At 61.5% G+C, this 2,035-nt stretch carries 1 protein-coding gene; it reads left to right on the top strand.

Annotation, left to right across the window (positions count from 1 at the left end; translation table 11 throughout):
- Window positions 1-1,686, top strand: a 1,686-nt coding sequence (locus AC4FAH_RS13700; RefSeq protein ID WP_490246224.1) for a BCCT family transporter, incomplete at its 5' end; no start/stop codon positions are given.
- Window positions 1,687-2,035 lie beyond the last annotated feature (349 nt).

Below are 2,035 nucleotides of genomic sequence, written 5' to 3'. Positions count from 1 at the left end.
CTGAAGGGACTCAACTCGACGCTCGGTATCACCGCGATCACCATGACCGTGTTCTTCATTCTCTATGCGATTCTGCTGGGCAAGACGGCCAGCGACCAGTTTCTGGGCATCAAGGCCTGGATAGAGAGCACCCTGGGTTGGTACTACGTGCTGGTGATGTTCTCGACCTTCGTGGTCTGTCTTTACGTGATGTGTTCGCGTGTCGGCAAGATTCGGCTGGGGCGCGACGATGAGCGTCCCGAGTTCAGCAACTTTGCCTGGTTCTCGATGCTGTTCGGCTGCGGGACCGGCGCGGGCATGCTGTTCTTCTCGATGTCCGAGCCCATGATCCATTTCGCGAGTGACTGGAGCGGCGGCAATCCGTTTCTGAGTGCTGACGTCAAGGCGGCCGTCGCCGCCTTCTTCGAGGCCAAGCAGGCCGCCCTGGCGAGTGGTCTCATGCCGGGGGACGAAGGCTTCCCGGTGCCTGACAGCCGCGTCGCGGAAGCGGCCGCCGGTGGCATCAAGCTCACCGTCTTCCACTGGGGCACGATCGCCTGGGCCATGTATGCCATCGTCGGGCTGTCACTGGCCTATTTCGCCTTCCGCAAGGGTCTGCCGCTCTCGATGCGCTCGGCCCTCTATCCGCTGATCGGCAACCGGATCTACGGGCCCATCGGGCACACCGTCGATATCCTGACCGTGTTCGGTACCATTTTCGGCATCGCCACCACGCTCGGTCTGGGCGTCGAGCAGATCGGCTCCGGCCTGATGTCACTGGGCCTCATCGAAGAGAAATCGCGCATGGTGACCGTGGTCTCCATCGTGTTGATCAGCGTCATCGCTACCCTGTCAGCGACCAGCGGCGTGGCACGCGGCATCAAGCTGCTTTCCACCTTCAATACCTGGGTCTGCCTCGGCATCCTGGCCTACTTCCTGCTGGTGAGCGACGCCAACTATCTGATCGCGAGCTCCATCACCGCGCTCGGGGATTACCTCACCGATGGCGTCTCGATGACACTGTGGACGGCGCGCACGCCGGATGAGCAAGTGTGGCAGGGCGGTTGGACCATCTTCTACTGGGGCTGGTGGATCGCCTGGGCCGGTTTCGTCGGCATGTTCATTGCCCGCATCTCGCGCGGCCGGACCATCCGTGAATTCATTCTCGGAGTGATGGTCATCCCTTCCATCGTCGCGCTGGTCTGGTTCGGCGTCATCGGTTCGGCGGGGATCTATCAGTCCCTGTACGGGGCCGACATGGGCATCTACACGGCTGCGGTCACCAACTGGGACTACGCCGGCACCCTCTACCACTCGTTCGATGTGCTCACACCCGGCATCGCCGCGACCGTGGCCAAGGTGGCCGCGCTGGTCGTGGTGATCATCTTCTTCGTCACGTCTGCGGATTCCGGCACCCTGGTACTGGGGCGCCTGCTGGCCTTCGGTCGTCGTCCTCCGGTGCAGCAACGCATCATCTGGGGCATGATGCTGGGCGCCGTGACCTTGATCCTGCTGTTGCTGGGGGGTGATCAGGGGCTCAAGTCCCTGCAGGCTGCCTCGATCGCCGGCGCCTTGCCGTTCACCTTCGTGCTGATCGCCATGATGATCGGACTGTTGAAATCGCTGCGCGAGGATGGCGAATCGATGATCGAGAACGAGGAGCATATCCGCAAGATGATCGAGAACGAGGTCCGCGACCTCTCTTGAGTTGCCGTTTGCCAGACGTATGCGTTTGGTGTGCAAGACATGAGGCCTCTGCCCCTTGGGCAGGGGCCTCGTTGTTTCTCGCTTTCGGGACAGGGCTGTTTACCTCCTTGGGCTCAGGGCTGTTTCCCTACTTGGACTCAGGGCTGTTTCCCTGCTCCAGAGCAGGCCTGCGCATGTCACCAAGGTCGCAAGGCAATATCAAACGTACGTATGTTCCAATGCTGACAGGTCCATCGATTCCGCCAACGGCGCGCAGCATCGGTTTGCGGCTATGCTGTCGACAGTGAAGAGCCCACAGGCTGATACCCACCTGACGGAGTCCCGACAGCGCCTCACCACGCATCTCACC

It is taken from the genome of Cobetia sp. (assembly GCF_983723665.1).
The sequence above is the reverse complement of the archived record's forward strand: the minus strand, read 5'-3'. Positions and strand labels throughout refer to the sequence as shown.